10 protein-coding genes are annotated in these 17,770 nt (G+C 44.0%); 5 read left to right on the top strand and 5 right to left on the bottom strand.

Going from position 1 to position 17,770, the window contains the following annotated elements; genetic code table 11:
- Nucleotides 1-160 precede the first annotated feature (160 nt).
- From NIAKO_RS00855 to NIAKO_RS00835, 5 genes are all read right to left on the bottom strand, one after another.
- Nucleotides 161-709, bottom strand: coding sequence for a DUF1735 domain-containing protein (locus tag NIAKO_RS00855; protein ID WP_014216487.1), 549 nt, complete (start codon nt 707-709; stop codon nt 161-163).
- Between the two features lie 24 nt (nt 710-733).
- Nucleotides 734-2,230, bottom strand: coding sequence for a SusD/RagB family nutrient-binding outer membrane lipoprotein (locus NIAKO_RS00850; RefSeq protein ID WP_014216486.1), 1,497 nt, complete (start codon nt 2,228-2,230; stop codon nt 734-736).
- Between the two features lie 22 nt (nt 2,231-2,252).
- Entirely contained in the window at nt 2,253-5,465 is a 3,213-nt protein-coding gene (locus tag NIAKO_RS00845) for a SusC/RagA family TonB-linked outer membrane protein (protein ID WP_014216485.1), read from the bottom strand.
- A 442-nt stretch (nt 5,466-5,907) separates the two neighbouring features.
- A complete protein-coding gene (locus tag NIAKO_RS00840) occupies nt 5,908-7,980 on the bottom strand; it encodes a ComEA family DNA-binding protein (RefSeq protein ID WP_014216484.1) in 2,073 nt (690 codons plus the stop codon).
- A complete protein-coding gene (locus tag NIAKO_RS00835; RefSeq protein WP_014216483.1) occupies nt 7,977-8,798 on the bottom strand; it encodes a hypothetical protein in 822 nt (273 codons plus the stop codon). The genes NIAKO_RS00840 and NIAKO_RS00835 overlap by 4 nt, the downstream gene beginning before the upstream one ends.
- Nucleotides 8,799-8,905: 107 nt before the next feature.
- Here NIAKO_RS00835 and folD point away from each other — a divergent pair, with 107 nt between their 5' ends.
- The 5 genes from folD to secA all read left to right on the top strand — a co-directional run bounded on the left by folD (nt 8,906) and on the right by secA (nt 17,596).
- On the top strand, nt 8,906-9,781 hold the full coding sequence (gene folD, locus NIAKO_RS00830; RefSeq protein ID WP_014216482.1) for a bifunctional methylenetetrahydrofolate dehydrogenase/methenyltetrahydrofolate cyclohydrolase FolD: 876 nt from the start codon (nt 8,906-8,908) through the stop codon (nt 9,779-9,781).
- Between the two features lie 161 nt (nt 9,782-9,942).
- Nucleotides 9,943-10,560 (top strand): 7-carboxy-7-deazaguanine synthase QueE, encoded by a 618-nt coding sequence (locus NIAKO_RS00825; protein ID WP_041346157.1) that lies wholly within the window; start codon nt 9,943-9,945, stop codon nt 10,558-10,560.
- Between the two features lie 278 nt (nt 10,561-10,838).
- On the top strand, nt 10,839-12,749 hold the full coding sequence (locus tag NIAKO_RS00820) for an OmpA family protein (RefSeq protein WP_014216480.1): 1,911 nt from the start codon (nt 10,839-10,841) through the stop codon (nt 12,747-12,749).
- 159 nt (nt 12,750-12,908) lie between these two features.
- Nucleotides 12,909-14,012, top strand: coding sequence for a DNA-processing protein DprA (gene dprA, locus NIAKO_RS00815; protein WP_041346154.1), 1,104 nt, complete (start codon nt 12,909-12,911; stop codon nt 14,010-14,012).
- Between the two features lie 263 nt (nt 14,013-14,275).
- Nucleotides 14,276-17,596 (top strand): preprotein translocase subunit SecA, encoded by a 3,321-nt coding sequence (gene secA / locus NIAKO_RS00810; RefSeq protein WP_014216478.1) that lies wholly within the window; start codon nt 14,276-14,278, stop codon nt 17,594-17,596.
- Nucleotides 17,597-17,770 lie beyond the last annotated feature (174 nt).

Genomic DNA, 17,770 nt, shown 5'->3' with positions numbered 1-17,770 from the left:
TTAAATTTTTTAAGAACTAAGGGTTTTATTTAAAGAATAAAGCACCGTTTTTACCACTGATTGGGAAAAACGAGCAGCCAACAGTGGCAAAAAGCAACAAAAAAAAGGGCTTCCCGACGTTTCGGGAAGCCCTTTTATTGATTGAGATCAACTCGAATTCTTACTGAATGGCTATGGCTACTACTCCAGAACCAAAGTTTCCACTGATATTGTAGCCGGTTTTATCAACATTGGTGATGGCAAAACCTAAAGCCCAGTCGCCTCCTGCAAGTGCTGAAGGGTTGAACTTTACCTTTAAATACCCGGTATTGGAACCTTTGGGAATGGTAACAATATTGTTTTGATTAACAATAGAAACCAATGAAGCGGATGGCACATTATATGAATCACCGCTGGCAGTATTATGATCGTCTACAAGCTTAGAGTTTAATGACACAGTTACATTTATATCTTCTGAGGCTCCATTTGACGTGGCCAGGGTAATGGGAACCAGGTTTACAGTGGTGTCTTTTGTGCTGTTATCGTAGCTAAGACTAACAAAATTTGAAGCATCAGTAGCTGATATCTTCATTTCTATTACTTTGATAGTTTGCGTAGCACGAGTAGACTGTATTTGCTGGTCGTCGTATGGCTTATCCTTTAAACAGCCAGTCATCCCCAACGATACCAGCGCTAATGATAATGTTATTTTTATATAAGATAGTTTCATTGTAATTCTTTTTAGGTAATTCGCTTATGGTTGCCAAAATAATTTGGAATCAAACTGGCTAATGGTTCCCTGTGCACGCGCATTATCGCCATTAGAAGTATACTCAATCTGTGGTAATAATATTCTAACAGGAAGAATGGGGCGGCTGGCATTCACTGAAATATATCCCTTATCTGTTAACATATCCAATCTTCTTATATCGCTCCACGCTTCAACCGGGTCGGTACCACACATTGCGACATACTTTTGTGCAGCAATAAATTTAGCCTGAGCCAAAACATTTGACCCGGCAACAGTGGCCCAATTAGCAATAGGATTACCGCTCATATAGGTAGTGGCTGCTGTAGTTGCATTTGGTACACCTAACCAGGTAAAGGATTCTTTAACCGCACTTTCATAAGCATCTTGTGCAACGCCGGTCATCCAGCCCCGGGCAATAGCCTCTGCCTCCAGGAACATACTTTCGAAAGCAGGGAAGATCCATTGATTTTGTGTAGCACTGCCTACTAAACCAGGCCCGGTATAAGAGCTCTTTTTACCTATAGGATTACCAGCCGACAAACCATATACGCATCCTGTAATTGGCCCCCCGGCACTTGGCGCCCGGAAATAGCGACTTAACCTGGGATCATTTGTGCTATTTAAAAGATTTACAAAGTAGGTATTAGCCCGGGTACTGGGACTTGCCTGAGATCCGGTAGTTGTAAAACCAAAATTTGCATAAAAGGGAGATTGCTTATTCACATCATTCACATAACCCGGATTCACATCTATATTTTCACCTGCATGCAAAACGCCGCCGTTGGCCTGTATTTTAGCAATTTCAGCAGCAGGATTAAAGCCATTCACCTGCGACTGACGGATCAACAACCGCAATTTAAGAGTGTTGGCAAATTTTGTCCACAGTGTTATGTTACCATTGTTTACGATATCAGTTGCAGCAAAGGTGCTTTTAGCTGTACCCTGCAAATAAATGTTAGCCGAATCAAGGCTTGTTTGCAAAGCTGCATAAATATCCTGCGCTTTATCGTAAGCTGGTTGTGCCACTAAAACACCCTGGAAGGCTTTTGAATAAGGGATATTACCATAAATATCCACCATATCCTGCCAAAGGCGTGCAGATAATACCATAGAAGCACCCGCCAAAACTGAATCGCCTACAGCCAGTGCTTTTTGCTTTGTGAGGTAGAGATCAAAAAGCACATTGTATTCATTCTCCCACAAGGCATCCCCAAAAGAGAAATTAATAATATAAGAGGTTTCGTCCTGCAGAATGGCATAATCGCCGGCTTGCGCAAAATAACCCACCCAGTTTTGAACAAACCGAAGGTTGGCACTTGCCAAACGAACCCCCACATTATGAGCTGCATTGGGGAAAATAAGCTCGGCTGTTACATTGGCATCGGTAGCACGGTTAGGATCGTCGTTTACATCGAGATAACCTTTTTTACATCCAGTGCAGGCAACAATCACCGCCAGCACCACGGCACATATTCTACTATTTATTTTAAAGTATTTCATTTATAGTTCTTTTAAGAATTAATTAGAATTGTACTGTTATAGAACCTCCATAGAACCTGGAAGCAGGTGACTGGAATGAACTACTGATACCATAGGTATTGTTGGTAGAAGAGTAGTTGAATTCAGGATCACCCCACTGATTTGATTTTGGAACGAACAATAACAGGTTTCTTCCAATTGCACTTACAGTTACACGTTGCAGATACTTACCACCGCCAATAAATTTAGATGGGAGCGTGTATGAAAGATTGAGCTCTCTCAACCGCCAGGCTGCAGCACTGGCAAAATAGTTGGTAGCTATACCACTGTTGGTGGCAGCACCGGTCCAAAAGCCATAGTTACCATCCATTACCTGAATGTTGGTGTTATTTACATATTTACCTGAAGCATCTTTGTAAACAGAATTAGGCATTACAAAGCGTTGACGGCCATATTCAGCACTGCGTGCAGAAATACCGGCAAAATCCATATCGGAACCCATACCAGAATAAAAAGAGTGACCAGTCTTATAATCCCAGGTCATGCTAACAGAAAAACCGCCAATTGAATAAGAAGGCGTTAAACCTACTACCCACAAAGGCAGTGAACGGCCCATTACAGCCAGCGCAGACGCTTGTGAAGGATTACCGGTTACGGCATCAACGATCACTTTACCGGTAGCAGAATCTCTTAAATAGTCAGAAAGCTGGAAGGCAAAAGCAGGTTTGCCTACAATGGCGACATTGTTAACAGTAGGTGCGCCATTTGAATTCTGGAAGAATCCGGAGTTACCACCAATAACCACAGGTATATTACCCAACGTGCGGGTTACTTTATTGTCGTTATAAGTTACATTCACTCTGAAGTCTATTCTGCCTTTTCCAATATTTACTACAGGGCTCAAATTCAGGTCCATTTCAACACCCTTGTTTTTGAAATCGGCAGCGTTGGCCAGAAGCGTTTTATAGCCAGTAGTTGTTGACTGAGATACTGTCAGAATCTGATCGGTATTGTTCTGATTAAAGTATGTAGCTTCTACATTAATGCGATTGTGCATAAAACCTAACTCTGTACCAAATTCAATTGTTCTTACAAACTCAGGTTTCAGATTTTTGTCGGGAATAACATCATTGGCAGAATAACCTGCTACATTACCAAAGGGAAACCCGGTTGCCTGGGAATAATTTGGTACCAATGAATAGGGGCCTATATTTACGTTACCCGTTTTTGAAATAGCACCTCTTACTTTAGCATAGGAAATAACACCGCTGGTTTGAATAGCCGGTATAGCTTCAGACAATACTACTGCCGCATTGGCGCCAGGATAGAAGAAAGAACGGTTTTCTTTCAACAAACGGCTATCCCAGTCATTTCTGCCGGTAAATTCAACATTGGCCCAACCTTTATAGCTAAAGCCAACACTACCGTAGGCAGATAATAACCTTGTTTGAATGGAATAGTTATTACCGTCATTCGAGGTCTGTCCACTTCCGTCGTAACCAGGTACTTTGGCATCACCACTACGAACACCCACATTATACAGGTATGGCACTTTGAGGTTATTACCACCAACAGCAATGTCCTTCCAACGATTATCCCGCACCGTACCGCCAGCCAGGTATCTTACCGTAAAGTCCTTGTTGATTTTGTGATCGCCATGCAGGAAGTAATCGAGGTTAATACGGGATGAATTGTTCTGGTCATCCAACACATTTCCAAGACGATTTACATACTGCGTTGGGTTACGGTTTGCCTCGGCCCATGCGCTAACTACAACCGGAGCTGTTGTATTCTCATAATTTCTGAAAGCCAGGTTTGTACTTAATCTGGCAGAGGCATTTAACCAGTCGAAAACTTTATAATGTACATCCAGGTTTCCGATAAGGTCATCTTCACGCCCTTTTTGACGAACGTTTCCGATTACCCAGTAAGGGTTAACGGCATATTCATTATAATAGTTCGTGAACTGGGCCCACTTGCTGTTCCGCCAGTCTTTATAATCAAGCAACGGTACATTGCTTGGTGTTTGCAGCACCTGGAAGAAAATACTTCCATTATAAGAACCGGGGAACAGGTCTTTCATGCCCTGCTCATTTACCACATCATAATTCTGTTGAATATAGTTCAAGCCATAGTTTACGGTCAATTTGCCGTAAGTTTTTGAAGCATTAAAACGGAAACTGGTCCTTCTGTTCTTATCATCAGGCATCAGACCATTTATTTTAGCATCCTGAATACTAGCATAAAAATCTTCACCGGCCACTGAGATCGAATTCTGCCAGGTCATACCATTATTCCAGAATTTAACTTTATCCTTGTAATGACTGTCGTTATAAGGAACAGTCTGAATGGAACCATCTTCCACATGTACCCCAATATCCTTCATAGTGCCATCAAACCTGGGACCGTACATTTGATTCTCTTCGGGTACATAACCATAATTTCCATACTGGTCTACTACTTCACCGGCGCCCGCACCGAATTGACGTTGCAATTTGGGAAAGTAAGCAACGGTTGCAGCCTGTAAAGTAGAGTTTACAGTTACATTGAATTTCTTTTGGGTTCCTTTCTTGGTAGTAACCAAAATAACCCCGTTTACGGCATCAGGACCATAAATAGCTGCGGAAGCAGCACTTTTCAACACGGTCAAATCCTGAATGTCATCGGGAGGAATAGTAGTAAGAAAAGTCAATGGCGTTGGCGCACCATCTACAACCAGCATTGGCTGGTTATTACCGGTAAGTGAACGAATACCCCGGATATTGATCTTGGCATTTTCAAATACACCACTGTTGGTGGTTGTAATGGCCACACCCGATACTTTACCGTTAAGAGCTTGTTGTACGTTCACAGCTTTACCCTGGGTAAGCGTTTTGGCGGTAACAGAGGTAGCCGCATAACCCAACTCCTTTGCCTGCCGTTTAATACCCAATGAAGTAGTTACTACTACGGTAGATAACTCATTGGTAGACCTTGTCAACGAAACAGTAAGGGTTTCACCGGCACCAACTGTGCTTACCTCACGGGTTTCCACGCCTGCAGCACTTACCACCAGTATTGCGTTTGGCGGAACGCTGAGTTTAAAATTACCGGCCTCATCTGCTGAGGTACCCACACTTGATTTTTTGACTTTAATGGAAGCGAAGGGAATTGGGTCGCCTTTATCATCCAATACACGACCCGCAATCTGGCGATTTTGTGAATACGCCACAACTGATAGCAAGGCTGCTATCAGCAGTGATAGAATTTTTCTCATGAGACTTGTAGATTTTTTTAAAATAAATAAACCCGAAAACTAAAAACTGATACCGAAAAAAAATTTAATTCATTCGTTAATAAAATAGTTTTAAACTAACCGGTAGACAAACTGAAATCTGTAACCGCTGCAAACAAACAGCGCACAAAATTGTTTCAAGAAAACTTTAATGTTCAGATGATAGTGCCCAAACCCGCATCCATATTGAGTTTCAGGCGACCACTAATCACAACATTTTAAACTCCACCAATTAGCGATAGATCTAAAAAATGTGAATAACTTCTGTCACGTTTTGAAAACTTAACAGTTTCCTAATTTTAACAGGGGCGGCAAATTTATATAAAAAATATTTTGGAATATGTATAACCGAATTTAATTCAGGCTTTAATTGAATTTTAATTCGCTTAACATTTCGCCGCGAACAAACATGTAAAATGATTGTTCAATGCCTCGTTAAGATAATTTGAAGCTTTGCATCCAACCTGTTGTAAGCTTCACTTAAAGTGCTGGCTGATTCAATCGATGTTCCAGAGGGGTAAAGGGTTTGTGCCACAGATAGAGAAAAAAGGCAATTTAAATTTCGGGACTGCTGCATTACCGTTCGATGCGTTAACCGGTAATTAACATTTATGATATAACGGAAGGCTTTATTGAAAAGAGGTGGTATTGAAAAATTATATAATACAGTGTTCTCAAAAGCGTATATGCGACTGTTATAATTATCCGTTTCAACATACTGGGCCCGTGCATTAAAAAACCAGGGTTTGAATGCAGGCTTTACATATATATCAGTATAAAACAGGAAACCGGTTTCTTTTTGTTTGCTGCTACGTGCATACCAAACCGTTTCTACCCGGCTTCGCAATTCAATGGTCTTATTTAAACGAAAATTAATATGCGTTCGCCAGTTTAACCGGGTAACAGGTACTATCGGGGAAATGCCAGGGAGAGAATCAGTTTCATTTATTGATTTTGTTTCCTGTCTGAAGCGGGTATACATCTCCAGGTATTTATTAGGCATATAAGCCAACTGAACCAGGTATTCGTGCCCGTCTGATGGAGCATTCACCTGGTATTTTAACCAGGGAAATCTGAAAACATCCATATATACATCCAGTTTCCAACAAGCAACCGGTCTGATGGATAACCCGGCATAACACCCGTTTTCATTAACCGGCAAACTGTTTTCAGTAAATGCATTGCTGAAAAGCGATTGATACCGGCTGTTAATATTGCGATACACGATCGCCAGGTCTACTTTGGGATCAAGGCTGGCAAGTAACCCATTGATTATGGCCCGGTTTAATAATTTATCAACGGCCATCTCGCCATACACATGCATATTCCGGAAAGTATAACTATAATCAACACTGTAATTACTCCAGTTGCGGCCGTTAATGGCATACTGATCATATGCCCGCCCACTGGGTTGCAAGGGTTTCGACAACTGATACTGAACCGCATTTATGCCAATGTGTGAACGGCTGTTGGCCAGTTTTAACGCGGCGCCTGTAGTTATACATTGCACATTATTACGGTCGTTCAGTTCGGCCAGGGTGCGGTGATACCCGGTTGTTATTATAGAAGAAATATATTCAGGTGAATTCAGGAAACTGTCCGACACCAGGTTGGTATTTAACTTCCGGAATGAACCAAAAGCCGTAAACTGAAGATCTTTCTTTTGCAGGGTAACCCCAATACCCCGGTGAAAATTATATTCACCGGCCGAATTATAAGGTTGTAAGGGCGCGCCCTGGCGTTTTACCGCCAACACCTCCGCGCTTTTTTTAAATGCCATCCCCTGCCATTGAATTAATCCCTGTCCAAACCCAACGGTAAAATCCCCAATGGCCAGCGATTGAATAATACCCAGTTTGCGGGCAAAGAAATGGAAGGAATAAAAATCGAACCCATTCTTTTGAGTCCCTTTGAAAAACTGTTCACCGGCATCTTTATCGCCGGTTATTCCAAACTGCAGCAGGTTTTTATAATTGTATTTATACCTCACCATCAACGCAGCTGCACTTCCCAGGTAACTTTGAGTAGTTTTCGCAGCTTCGCCGGAGGTGCTTACGGTTTGTGCGAGCCGTAATAAAAGGGTTTGCTCGCCATTTTTAAAACGTTCGCCCAGGTTCTCCACTATGTTTTTCTGATCGCTTACTGTAACATAAGGCAACAGCCGCTTTATTGATGGCACATCCCAGGCAGGTACAGCCTGTAATTCGTTCACATGTAATAATGGTCCCAGTAAATTACGATACAGTAAGAAATTACTGATCTGCAGATCGGTTAACAGGCGGAGATTTTTAAGGTCGTTTTCGGAAGCGGCATTTAAATTCAGCGGATGCTTTTGTAAATACTCCAGCTGCTGCCATTGGCTATCATCGTCTGTTACCCCTTCATCCCGTTCTGCCTGCATTTCGAGTTGCTGTTCATTAACCGGTGTAGTTGGTTTTTCCTGTGCCAACACCATCATTCCCTGTGCCACCAACCATATGACCAGGGACCATTTCACTGTTCTGTTTTTTGTTTTCCATAAAAGAGCAGCAACAATCCCGGCGTAAGCCCCAGTTGGGGGTGATACCGCACACAAACATCGGCACGGCAATTTTTCCATTGCCAGCCCATTCCTATATAGGGAGAAGTGGTTGCGGTAGTGATACCTGTGCGAACAAACAGCCTGTCGGGCGCCAACACGTACTGCAAACCTGCCTGCACATTTACCGCCCGGTTTTCTTCTTTAGTAAGCTCTGCACTGAGGAATAATTGTTTCGACACTTCATAACCAGCGCCAAACTGGTATACAGCCGCCAGCTTTTCTTCAGGGTGAATGCGAAAATGCCCGCCTACCGGGTTTATGACATGAAAACCGGTAACAACGGCTGAAGTTACCTGCCACTGGCAGCCTACTTCAACCCCAATTGCCCCATCATTGCCAAACCCTGCAATGTGCATCATATTATAATTACACTGGATGCCCAGGTTCACGCGCCCGAGGTTTTTGCCATAGGCAAGCCCCAGCTGGCTTTCATTAAAATCGCCCAACCCGGCGTATTGCATGGTAATGCCTACCCCACCCCGCTTTACCGGCATGGCGGCAGTAGCCGTATACAGTGACAGGGCCTTCAACCCATATTTTTGTTCGGCATACGCTCCGGCACTTGTTCTGGAAATATTACCCAGTGCAGCCTGATTGGCTAAGAAGGAAAATGATTGGGTAAACTGATGACTGTAGGCACCCAGACCGGTATATAATGTACCGGGTGAGTAATGTATGGACTGGCCATAGACCAGCCAGGGGATAAGAAATAATGGCAATAAAAGGTTTCTCAAAACAGCAAGCTTTTCAAAATCAGACACTAAACATATTCAAAAATTACTGATATAACAAATTTTTATTCAGGTTAGGGCAACTTGGCGCAGTACTTTACCTTTGCGCCATGAAAATTTTAGACGGGCAGCTTGTATCCCAGGCAACAAAGGATGAACTGAAAATTAAAGTGGCTCAATTGGTAGCGGAAGGTAAAAAAGTACCGCATTTGGCCGCCGTACTGGTTGGTAACAATGGAGCCAGTGAAACCTATGTAGGTTCTAAAGTAAAAACCTGTGAAGAGATCGGATTCCATTCAACCCTCATTCGCCTCGAAGATACCATCACCGAGTTCAAATTGCTGGAAGCAATTGAAAAGTTGAACAACGATCCTGATGTGGATGGTATTCTGGTACAATTGCCTTTGCCTAAACATATTTCTGACGAAAAGGTGATCAACGCCATTGATCCGGCAAAAGATGTGGATGGTTTTCATCCGGTGAGTGTAGGTAAAATGGTGCAGGGCCTTCCTACTTTTATTCCCGCTACCCCGCACGGCATTATGCTGATGCTGGAACATTATAAAATAGATACCAAAGGCAAACACGCTGTTGTTATTGGCCGTAGCAATATTGTGGGCCGCCCCATGAGCATATTACTGAGCGCCAATACCAACCCTGGAAATTGCACGGTTACCATTTGCCATTCGGCTACTAAAAATTTAAAAGAACTCTGCCTGCAAGCCGATATCATTGTGGCTGCCCTGGGCAAGCCTGAATTTGTTACGGCCGACATGGTGAAAGATGGCGCTATTATAATTGACGTAGGTATAACCCGGGTTGCCGACGCTACTAAAAAAAGAGGCTATGCCTTAAAAGGCGATGTGCAGTTTGATACTGTTTCGCCCAAATGCTCCTGGATAACACCCGTACCAGGTGGTGTTGGTCCCATGACAATAGCCGCGCTGATGAAAAATACTTACAAGGCTTGTACAGATAAGAATTAGCTAATTCGATAATTAGATAATGTGATAATTCGCAAATTCGAGGCATCCTGATTAACATCAGCGTTCACAAAATTTAAGCATTATCACATTATCGAATTATCACATTATCACATTTGCCTGTCATAACCACTTTGACAGTTTTTATTACGAACTTTGCATTAATGACAAACGTTTCAATAGCCGTTCAATATCCCGTAATGGAAGCCTTCTATACCTTGCAAGGCGAAGGATATCACCAGGGAAAAGCAGCTTATTTTGTTCGCCTGGGCGGATGCGATGTGGGTTGTGTTTGGTGCGATGTAAAAGACAGCTGGGAAGCCGGCAAACACCCGTTGCAATCCATTGAGGAAATTGTAACCGGCGCCAGTGCATTCCCCGGCCGTATGGCCATAGTTACCGGCGGCGAACCGTTGATGCATAACCTCGATGCATTGACCGACGCCCTGCATGCTGCCGGCTTTGCCACCAATATTGAAACTTCCGGCGCCTGGCCGGTCAGCGGTTCCTGGGACTGGATCTGTTTATCCCCTAAAAAATTCAAGGCCCCGCTTCCTGAAATACTCCCATTGGCCAACGAATTGAAAGTAGTGATCTTTAACAAAAGCGATTTTGAATGGGCTGAAAAATATGCCGCCCTTGTTTCACCTGCCTGTAAATTATTCCTGCAACCCGAATGGAGTAAATCGGCTGTTGTAACCCCACTTATCATTGATTACATCAAGGACAATCCAAGGTGGGAGTTCTCACTTCAACTACACAAATACATTCATGTGCCTTAAATTACGCTAAACGCTCAAGGCTTAACGCATAACGCTGGGCTTTAGCATTATGAAAGGGTATGTTGCCTAAAAATAATGACCTGCTACCTATTGTTCCGGAAGAATTTTTCGTCTAATTATCTGATAAACTGATTTTCGGAAAACTTTACACATTTTTTATCTTTAGTTCTTAAAACCGGTCCGATTTTGTGTGAAGAACGGAAAATGATCATAGAATAATGTCTCGTTGGATCGCTTATTGCCGATTCACGATTGCCGATTCACGATAAAAACATCAGATGATTAAAAAATTATTTACAATATCCATTTGCACTACCCTTTTATGGTCAGCAGCCAGGGCACAATACGACCCTGATAAAGTGAGTAAAAAGGCAAAGGCCCTTTTTGAAAAAGCCTATGGCATTGCCATGAATGGCAATTATGCAGAAAGTATTAAAACACTGCAGGATGCTACCAAACTGGAACCCCGCTTCCTGGAAGCTTACCTGTCTATTGCAGGTTTGTATTTTGAACAGAAGAACTATAAAAACGCCATAGAGAATTACGAGAAGGCAAAAGGCATTGACAGCTCCTGGTTCAGGGAATACAACCTCCCCTACTCTATTAACCTGGCAGGTGTGGGTGAATTTCAAAAAGCTTTAAAGGCCATAGATGAGTTTTTATCGGTTCCTAACATCAATGAACAAAGTAAGAAAGCTGCAGACTACCGCCGTAAAACCTATCAGTTTGCAATCGACTACGCCAATCAACATCCCGCAGGCAGTTACAAATTTGCCCCGCAGAATATGGGCGATAGCATCAACAGCGATCAGCTGGAATATTTTCCAACGTTTACCATCGATGACCAGGATTTTATTTTTACCCGCCGCGTAAATGGCAATGAAGAATTTTATGAATCTCATTTTGTAGATGGCCACTGGTCAAAGGCCGTTCCTTTACCAGGTGATATCAATTCAAGCCTGAACGAAGGCGCCTCGAATATTTCGCAGGATGGCCAATGGCTTATATTTACGGGTTGCAATTTCCCCTATGGATATGGAAGCTGCGATTTGTATATTTCTTATCTAACCCCTCAGGGCTGGAGCAAACCCGAGAACATGGGCAACCGCATTAATACGGAGTCCTGGGAATCGGCGCCAAGCCTTTCGCCCGATAAACGCGATCTGTATTTTGCAAGCGGCCGCCCCGGCGGTTATGGTGGCCAGGACCTGTACGTTACCCACCAGTTGCCCAATGGCCGTTGGAGCGAGCCCGAGAATCTTGGACCTGAAATTAATACTATCGGCGATGAGAGTGCTCCCTATATTCATGCCGATAACCAAACGCTTTATTTTACGTCGGGTGGGCACCTGGGTTATGGCGGCACCGATCTGTTCATGGCGAAAAAACAGGGTAAGGGCTGGAGCAAACCTGTTAACCTTGGCTATCCCATCAACACCATTGAGAATGAAGGCAGCCTGGTGGTAGCCGCTGATGGTAAAACCGCTTATTATACCAGCGACCGCAGCGATAGCCGTGGCGGCCTTGACCTGTATACTTTTGAACTGCGTGATGACGTACGACCGGCCAGAACACTGTGGGTAAAAGGAAAGGTATTCGACAAGAAAACATTGAAAGGATTGCCTTCCGGTGTTGAGCTAACCGACCTGGGCACCCGCGAGGTATTAAGCAGGGTTCAAACCGATGCTACCGGTAATTATCTTATTACTTTACCGGTAGGTAAAGATTATGCGTTCAACGTAAAACGCCGGGGATACCTGTTCTTCTCTGAAAACTTTTCATTAAGCCGGAAAACACCCGACAGCACATACAAGATCGACATTCCGTTACAACCCATAGAAGCCAATGCAAGCGTTGTGCTGAAGAACATCTTTTTTGAATCGGGTAAGTTTGAGTTGAAACCGGAATCGACCATTGAACTGGATAACATTTTCCAGTTAATGAAAGAGAATCCCACGCTTAAAATTCAGATCAGCGGCCATACCGATAATGTTGGAAAGGCAGCCGATAATATGGCGCTTTCCAATAATCGCGCGCAGGCTGTAGTGAATTACCTGGTAAGTAAGGGTATTGAACAGGCACGCCTTGGTTTTAAAGGTTATGGCGCCACACAACCTGTTGCAGATAATACCAGTGAAGCAGGCAGGGCACAAAACAGAAGAACTGAATTGCAGGTTGTAAGTCAATAGGCAATGGACAATTGACAATAGTAAAGTTAGTTAACTGGCCTCGGTACAAAATTGAACTGTACCGAGGCTTTTTTATTACTGTGTGTTTGTCAAATAGAAGGAGTACATTCGTTCTCAGATTTGCATATTGCAAATTGCCTATTGCCCATTGATCCTGCTATGACAAACGATCTGCTATACCAGCTGGCATTAACGCATGTGCCTCAAATTGGCTGTGTACACGCCAAATTACTCATTGAACAATTCCATTCTGCTGAAGCTATTTTCAAAGCAGGTATTTCCCAACTCGAAAAAACCGAAGGCATTGGAACCGTGCGCGCCCAACACATTAAACAGTTCAGGGATTTTGCCAAACTTGAAAAAGAGCTCGATTTCATAGAGAAGTATAAGGTAAAACCGTTGTTCCTTACCCACTCCGAATATCCGCAACGGTTGTTACATTGCTACGATTCCCCCACCATGTTGTTTTACCGCGGCAACGCCAATCTCAATGCTCCGCGTATAGTAGCTGTTATTGGCACCCGTATTAATTCGGCTTATGGTAAACAACTCACCGAAAACCTGGTGCAAGCCCTGGCCCAATACAATGCGGTTGTTGTAAGCGGGCTGGCATTTGGCATAGATGCCATTGCCCATAAAACAGCCCTTCAACATAATGCCGCTACCGTTGGTGTGCTGGCGCATGGCCTCGATTGCCTGTACCCCACAGAACATACCAATCTGGCAAAAGAAATGATACAACAGGGAGGTGGCTTAATAACAGAATTCTGCAGTGATGTTACCGCCGAAAAACACCATTTTCCCATTCGTAACCGCATTGTTGCCGGCATGTGCGATGCCGTAGTAGTCATTGAAACCGGCACCAAAGGTGGAAGTATGATCACCGCCGAGCTGGCAAATGGCTATAACCGCGACGTATTTGCCTATCCAGGCAGGGTAGCCGATGCCAAAAGTGCAGGTTGTAATGCGCTAATCAAAAACAATAAGGCAATTTTGCTCACAAATGCACAGGAATTGGCAGAATCTCTTGGCTGGAATGAACCACGCCCTCAAAAAATTCAGCCCCAAAAAGAACTCTTTATTAATTTAAATGCCGAAGAAAAGGCACTGGTTGGCCTGCTCAGCGAAAAAAAACCGGTTCACTTCGATGAATTAAATCTGAAATGCGGGCTAAGCACCAGTTCACTGATCACCGCCGTACTCAGCCTCGAAATGCAAAATATAGTTCTGGCGCTCCCCGGTAAAATGTATCAGTTAGCATAAACTCGCATTAAATACTGACAACCAACTTATAACGCGGAAAAAACCGGAACACGCCTCCATTACCTGGTTCGTTTAAGCCATTTAAAAAAAATGGTGCTTAAAATCTCCGCCTATTGCCTGCAAACCATTGATATATACCACTGCCAACTGCCCGCTTTTTCTTACCTTTGACGTCCCTGTCAAATTGGCTCGCTACCAAAGTGTAGCATTCTTTTTGACCAAATATGGGTTTGTAATCTTTAAAAATAATTAACCGCTATATCATGTTAGGTTTTCTGTCAAAAATGTTCGGTGGAAGCAAGTCGGAGAAGGACATAAGTGTAATTCGTCCGCTTGTAGACCAGATCAATAAACACTTTACCGCTTACCAGTCGCTATCTAACGATCAATTGCGCAACAAAACCCAGGAATTCAGAGCCCGCATAAAAGCACACCTGGAAAAAATTGACAATGAAATAGCCAGCTTAAATAAACAGGCAGAAGAACTGCCTTTTAGCGATATCGTAGGGAAAGATGCTCTTTACCAACAGGTAGATGCCCTGATAAAAGATCGCGATAAGCAGATAGAAGAAGTACTGAAAGAAATTCACCCGGAAGCATTTGCCGTGGTGAAGGAAACAGCCCGCCGCTTTAAGGAAAACCCTGAAATGGTGGCCACTGCAACCGACCTCGATCGCGAGCTGAGTGTAAAAAAAGAATACATTACCATCCAGGGCAATAATTCCGTTTTCAAAAACAGCTGGAATGCTGGTGGCAACTCCATCACCTGGAACATGGTGCACTATGATGTGCAGCTTATTGGTGGTACAGTATTGCATCAGGGTAAAATTTCAGAAATGGCAACCGGTGAAGGTAAAACCCTGGTTTCTACCCTGCCGGCTTACCTCAACGCCCTGGCTGGCGAAGGGGTTCACATTGTAACCGTGAACGATTACCTGGCCAAACGTGACTCTGAGTGGAACGGGACCATTTTTGAATGGTTAGGTCTTACGGTTGATTGCATTGACAAACACCAACCCAACAGTACGGAAAGAAGACAAGCCTACCAGGCCGATATTACATACGGCACCAACAATGAATTTGGTTTTGACTACCTGCGCGATAACATGGTGCATACTCCTGAAGAAATGGTGCAACGCAAACACCATTTCGCCATGGTGGATGAGGTGGATAGCGTGTTGATCGATGATGCACGTACGCCGTTGATCATTTCCGGTCCGGTGCCCCGTGGTGAAGATCAGCAATATCATATTTTACGCGATCGCGTTCGCAACCTGTTTGAAATGCAAAGACAGGTAGTAAACAAAAACCTGATCGATGCCAGGAAGTTATTTGAAGGTGGTGACGACGATCCAAAAACAGGTGGTTTGGCATTGATGCGCGCGTTTCGCGGTTTGCCTAAACACAGCGCCCTCATCAAGTTCCTGAGCGAACCCGGCACCAGGGTAAAACTGCAAAAGGCCGAGAACTATTACCTGGCCGATCAGCAGAAACAAATGCCGGTGGTTGATGAAGAACTGTTCTTTCACATCGATGAAAAAAACAACTCGGTCGATTTAACCGATAAAGGTATTCAGGCCATCACCCGCTCCGGTGAAGACCCTGACTTCTTCGTTCTGCCCGATATTGGTTTTCACCTGGCAGAAATTGACAAGAGCGATCTTCCTTCAGAAGATAAACTGCAACGCAAAGAAGCAATTCTTAATGAATACACCATCAAAGCCGATCGTATTCACACCGTACAACAATTGCTGAAAGCATACACGTTGTTCGATAAAGATGTGGAGTACGTAGTAATGGATGGTCAGGTAAAGATCGTAGATGAGCAAACCGGCCGTATTCTCGATGGCCGCCGTTACAGCGATGGTTTACACCAGGCCATTGAAGCCAAGGAAAATGTGAAAATTGAAGCGGCCACGCAAACCTACGCTACCATTACCCTTCAGAACTACTTCCGGATGTATCACAAACTGGCTGGCATGACGGGTACAGCCGTAACCGAAGCCGGCGAGTTCTGGGATATTTACAAACTGGATGTGGTAACCGTTCCTACAAACGTTACGGCGGTGCGTAAAGACCAGGAAGATTTGGTGTATAAAACCAAACGCGAAAAATACAAAGCCGTAATTGAGGAAATAGAAAGACTGCGTGCTGCCGGCCGCCCGGTACTGGTTGGTACCACCAATGTGGAAGTGAGCGAATTGCTGAGTAAAATGATGCAGGGTAAAAAGATCCCGCACAACGTATTAAACGCCAAACAACACGCCCGTGAGGCACAGGTAGTACAGGAAGCCGGTTTGGCTGGCGCTGTTACCATTGCCACCAACATGGCCGGTCGTGGTACCGATATTAAGCTCGGACCCGGTGTTAAAGAAGCCGGTGGTTTGGCAATCATTGGTACTGAACGCCACGAAAGCCGCCGTGTTGACCGCCAGTTGCGTGGTCGTGCCGGCCGTCAGGGCGATCCCGGTACTTCTCAATTCTATGTTTCGCTCGAAGACGACCTGATGCGTTTGTTTGGTAGTGAGCGTATCGCCAGCATCATGGACCGCTTTGGTTACAAAGAAGGTGAAGTGATCCAGCACAGTATGATCACCAAGAGCATTGAGCGCGCACAAAAGAAAGTAGAAGAAAATAACTTTGGTATTCGTAAACGCCTGCTTGAATACGATGATGTAATGAACAAACAACGTAACGTAATTTACAAAAAACGTAACCACGCGTTGTTTGGCGACCGTCTGGCGCTTGACCTCGATAACGCCTTCTATATTGTTGCTGAAGGCCTGGTGAATTCCTTCCAGGAACAAAGCGATTACGAAGGGTTTAAGCTGGCAGCCATCGTGAATTTTGGTATCGACAGCGCTATTACCCAGGAAGAATTTGAAAAAGCCAAAGCCAACGACCTGGCTGAAAAATTATACCAGGAAGCTATTGGCCGTTATCAGCATAAAACCGAAGAACTGCAAAAGCAGGCAGTACCGGTATTCCAGAATATCCGTAATACACAGGGCGGCCATATTGAAAATGTGGTGGTACCTTTTTCTGATAATAAAAAAGGCTTACAGGTATTGTCCGGGCTGAACAAAACGCTCGAGACACATGGCCGTGAGCTGATCAGCGCACTGGAAAGACAAATAACCCTGGCTGTTATTGATGAAGCCTGGAAAGAGCACCTGCGTGCAATGGATGACCTGAAACAAAGCGTGCAAACAGCTTACCTGGAACAGAAAGATCCGCTGGTTATTTATAAGATCTCTGCTTACGATCAGTTCAAACAAATGGACAGCGATGTAAACAAAGACATCATCAGCTTCTTATGCCATGCAGGTATTCCTGTAGAGCAGCAGGGCCCTCAGCAGATCCGTGAAGGTCATGAACAAAAGACCGACATGAGCCGCATGCGCGCTAATAAAGAAGAAATTGATGCCCGTGGCGAAGATTATGCAGCGAATGAAAATGACCAGTTCAGTGATGAACCCATCAAGCATGAGCCGGTTCGTGTAGGCCCCAAAGTTGGCCGTAACGACCCCTGTCCTTGCGGAAGTGGCAAAAAGTTCAAGAACTGTCACGGCGCAGGATTGTAATAGAAAGATTAATAAATTGTATTTTTTATATGAAGGCTGTCTCGATGAGACAGCCTTTTTTATTTTATACCAGACAGCGAATCACATCTATCAACATTGATTACACGAATATTCCCCAAATCTACACACTTATCGCCCGATTCTGCACAGTTATTTATAGAATTGGAAGATAAT

Source organism: Niastella koreensis GR20-10 (assembly GCF_000246855.1).
GTDB lineage: Bacteria > Bacteroidota > Bacteroidia > Chitinophagales > Chitinophagaceae > Niastella > Niastella koreensis.
Note: the sequence above shows the minus strand (reverse complement) of the source record. Positions and strands in the feature narration are given on the sequence as shown.

What these genes read in the sequence shown, in the direction of transcription:
- folD (WP_014216482.1), top strand. Translation starts at nt 8,906, where the DNA reads ATGAAAATTTTAGACGGGCAGCTTGTATCCCAGGCAACAAAGGATGAA.
- NIAKO_RS00850 (WP_014216486.1), bottom strand. Translation starts at nt 2,230, where the DNA reads ATGAAATACTTTAAAATAAATAGTAGAATATGTGCCGTGGTGCTGGCG.
- NIAKO_RS00855 (WP_014216487.1), bottom strand. Translation starts at nt 709, where the DNA reads ATGAAACTATCTTATATAAAAATAACATTATCATTAGCGCTGGTATCG.
- NIAKO_RS00825 (WP_041346157.1), top strand. Translation starts at nt 9,943, where the DNA reads ATGACAAACGTTTCAATAGCCGTTCAATATCCCGTAATGGAAGCCTTC.
- dprA (WP_041346154.1), top strand. Translation starts at nt 12,909, where the DNA reads ATGACAAACGATCTGCTATACCAGCTGGCATTAACGCATGTGCCTCAA.
- NIAKO_RS00820 (WP_014216480.1), top strand. Translation starts at nt 10,839, where the DNA reads ATGATTAAAAAATTATTTACAATATCCATTTGCACTACCCTTTTATGG.
- secA (WP_014216478.1), top strand. Translation starts at nt 14,276, where the DNA reads ATGTTAGGTTTTCTGTCAAAAATGTTCGGTGGAAGCAAGTCGGAGAAG.
- NIAKO_RS00845 (WP_014216485.1), bottom strand. Translation starts at nt 5,465, where the DNA reads ATGAGAAAAATTCTATCACTGCTGATAGCAGCCTTGCTATCAGTTGTG.